A 3,835-nucleotide genomic window follows, 5' to 3' on the forward strand; every position below is an offset into this window, starting at 1 on the left:
CCAACAACGAGGTACGGGCCATAACAATAGATGTGGACGGACTGGTATACGTGGGAGGAAATTTTGATGCAGCCGGGGGAAATACAGCGCCCAGGATAGCCGTTTGGGACGGGACCAATTGGGGCACACTGGGAACAGGGACTAGCGGCTTTGTACAGGCCATGGCCATTACCCAGGATTATATCTACGCCGGCGGAAACTTTGCCATTGCAGGCAATGTTACCGCCAACAGGATCGCCAGATGGGACCGATCGTCCCTGCAATGGGAAACCTTGGGACAAGGACTCAGCGGCAATGTAAACGCACTGGCACATGACGGCTCATACCTCTACGCCGGGGGGAATTTTCAGACTGCCTCGGACCAGGAAAATATAAACAAAGTCGTGAATAACATCGCCAGGTGGAGCGAGATCCAAGGCTGGCAGGCCCTGGGGAACGGTACTGCAGTTGGCACGGACAAACCCGTTAACAAACTGGTATTTGACGGCCAAATGTCCAGTTTGTACGTGGGCGGTACATTTAACTTGGCCGGGGAAGATAATGCAGGCAATATTGCCATCTGGGGCTTAGACTTAGGATGCATTAACAATATAATCCCTGAATACACTATTAATGGATCAACAGATAACGGTCTAAATGAGATTACGCTACAAGAGGGATCCGAAATTATATTAAGTATTCTGCCAAAAGACATCGATTTTTCCATTGAACTTGTTGATGGCAGTATCATTTTAGGTGACTACACTATAAATAATTTAACAGAATCCGATCAAGGAACCTATACTTTTACAACTCCAGAGGGATGTATCGAAACACTCCAAATTATAGTAGAATCTTCAAATGTGGATAGTGATAATGATGGGGTACCTGATGAAATTGACCAATGCCCCAATACTGCACCACTTGAAATAGTTGACAATACAGGTTGCACAGCTGCCGAATTACCAATAGACAACTATATTATTTCAGCTACTGGCCTAAATTGTAGAGCATCAGGGAATGGAAGGATATCAATTTCTTCCAACAACAAAAACATTGAATCATCAGCCACAGTCATTGGGGCCAATTTAAATAAAAGTTACACCTTCATAGACAATCTTGAGATAACAGATTTACAATCCGGCCAATACGAAATATGTCTTACCAATAATAGGTTCCCCAACTATAACAGTTGTTCGAATATTTTTATTACAGAACCTGAAGAATTGCTGGTCACATCTACATTGAACAAAGAGAATAATGTCCTAACTCTAAAAATGAGCGGTGCCAAGAATTACAAGATCAATCACAACGGATTAAACTTTTATACTAAAGAGAACACTATGAATTTGGTTATTGAGGACAATGTCAACGTTATTCAAGTTTCAACAGATGAAATCTGTCAAGGTACACATGAAGAGATAATTTCTTTAAAAAGTTCAATAGTATATCCAAATCCCTTTGACAAAAACCTTAACATCACCGCCTTCACCAAATCAACCGAGCGCGTTGAAATTTTAATATATTCATCCCTTGGTGTGCTAATCTCATCCAATGTTTATGACTACCAAGATGGTGTGGTACAAATTGAAACTCCCTATTTATCTGCAGGCGTTTATTATGTATTGGTATATAATGGAGAAACATTAGACTCTCACAAAATAGTCAAACAATGAAAACATTAATATTTCCATTATTATTATTATTTCTAATTACAACTTCATGCAGAAAGGATAATAACCTTGAGCATAATTTAGAACTGAATCCAACTAAAGCAGAGCTGATTTTTCCAGAAAACATTTCCGAATGTGTTGAAGGAAGTATCACCTCGGATACTCAAAGTGAAGTGGTTTTTAGATGGAAACCAACGGAAAATACCGAAAATTATGAGCTCAATATTACAAATCTCATTTTATCCGCCTCAAAAACTTATTCCACCGAAAATACAGAATTGCCTGTTACTATCGATAGAGGTACACCTTATTCTTGGTATGTTACTTCCAAGAATAATTTAAAAACTACAGTTAGCGATATATGGTCCTTTTATAATTCCGGTAACCAAACGGAATATTTTATTCCATTTCCTGCCCAAAATATTAGTCCAGAAATTGGAGAAGTTTTACCTTCAAATCAAAATTCCGTCACATTGGAGTGGGATGGAAATGACCTCGATTCCGATATTTTGGAATACGATTTATATTTTGACGACCTAAATCCACCCGATATATATCAGGAAATAATTAAAGAAAACCGTATTGCTGGTTTACCCATATCATCAAGTAACACTTATTATTGGAAAATTACCACAAGGGATGAATTGGGGAATGAATCCGATTCAAATATTTTTGTTTTTGAGGTTGAATAATATTCCTTTCCCTTTATTATAGTATTATTCCTCTTTTTAATTCCCTCTTACAAATTAAATTCAAAAAGATAAATTATATATTTATATACAGAATAGATGTAGGATAATTATGGCCTTTAACATGCAAACAAAATTAGAGATAAAAACAGTATTAATTTGTATTATTGCCTGCTTTGGAATTTCGTTATGCCAATCCCAGGTAACCTATGAGAATGTCTTTCCCGACCTGAGCTTTGAATTCCCCACGGAAATAATGAATTCTGGTGACAATAGCGGTAGAATGTTCGTTGTTGAACAGGCGGGAAGGATAAAGGTCTTCCGGAACAGCGAAAACACCTCGGTGGCGGATACCTTCCTGGACATTAGCGATATCGTGAGCTTTTCCTCCGGTCAGGAGATTGGACTTTTAGGACTGGCCTTTCACCCCAATTTTGGACTGAACAGGTATTTTTTTGTTTACCATACCCGTCAGAGCAATATTTCCGGGGTCAATGTCGAGATCGTATTGGCAAGATATACCGTTAGGGCGGACGACCCCGACCTGGCGGACCCCTCCTCCAGACTGGAAATATTCAGTTTTGACAAGAACCAGGACCATTCCAACCACAACGGGGGAAAGATCGGCTTTGGACCCGATGGATACCTATACGTCTCCATCGGAGATGGCGGCGGCGGCGGCGACCCCAATAGGAACGCACAGAACCTCGACAATGTTTTCGGGAGCATCCTGAGGATTGATGTGGACCTGGACGGCAGCAACCCCCTGGAATCCAACCCCGATGCCCCGGATGGGAATTATGAAATACCGGCCGATAATCCCAGGGTGGGACAGAGCGGATTGGACGAACTATTTGTCTGGGGAATTAGGAACACTTGGAAGTTCTGCTTTGACGGACCTACAGGGCACATGTGGGGAGCGGATGTGGGACAGGGCGACAGGGAGGAGATCAACCTGATCGTAAAGGGAGGAAATTATGGCTGGAACAGGTTCGAGGGCAATACCGTGGAGGACGCATCCACCGTACTGGCCACCACCCCGGACATCAAGCCCGTTTTTGACTATGGCCGCAGCAACGGGGACATCTCCATAACGGGAGGGTACGTATACAGGGGGGCCAGCAATAATCCCCAGATCAAAGAAAAATATATCTATGGCGACTATATTTCCGGTAGGATCTGGGCCCTGGACTACGATCCTTCGACAGGTGGCGCCACATCGGAACTGCTGTTCAGGACCAATGGCCAATACATTTCCTCCTTTGGATCGGACGAAGCGGGCGAACTCTACTTCAGCGATTATGGCACCGCATCAAAACTGTACAGAATAGTCGGCGGCAACAATGGCCCCCAGACCGTTGCCGTAAACGGTGTGGGGGATTGGTACGGGATGGCACAAGGGACCAATGGTACCGTAAGGGCCCTGACCGTACCGACGGAAGGCCCCGTATATATCGGGGGCGAATTTACGACCGCAGGCGCCATTGCCACTGC

The 3,835-nt window shown here is 43.0% G+C and carries 3 protein-coding genes; all 3 read left to right on the forward strand.

Annotated features, from left to right (window positions below; translation table 11 throughout):
* Positions 1 to 1,655, forward strand: a 1,655-nt coding sequence (locus CWD91_RS22555; protein ID WP_157943878.1) for a T9SS type A sorting domain-containing protein, incomplete at its 5' end; no start/stop codon positions are given.
* Positions 1,652 to 2,344, forward strand: a complete 693-nt coding sequence (locus CWD91_RS22560) for a hypothetical protein (protein ID WP_103443234.1) — start codon at positions 1,652 to 1,654, stop codon at positions 2,342 to 2,344. The genes CWD91_RS22555 and CWD91_RS22560, both read left to right, overlap by 4 nt.
* Positions 2,345 to 2,465: 121 nt before the next feature.
* The coding region (locus tag CWD91_RS22565) for a PQQ-dependent sugar dehydrogenase (RefSeq protein WP_192877715.1) at positions 2,466 to 3,835 on the forward strand (1,370 nt) is incomplete at its 3' end.

The sequence above is a fragment of the Arenibacter hampyeongensis genome, assembly GCF_002909255.1.
Lineage (GTDB): Bacteria > Bacteroidota > Bacteroidia > Flavobacteriales > Flavobacteriaceae > Arenibacter > Arenibacter hampyeongensis.

Coding starts and splice junctions, on each gene's coding strand:
- CWD91_RS22560 (WP_103443234.1), top strand. CDS start 1,652: ATGAAAACATTAATATTTCCATTATTATTATTATTTCTAATTACAACT.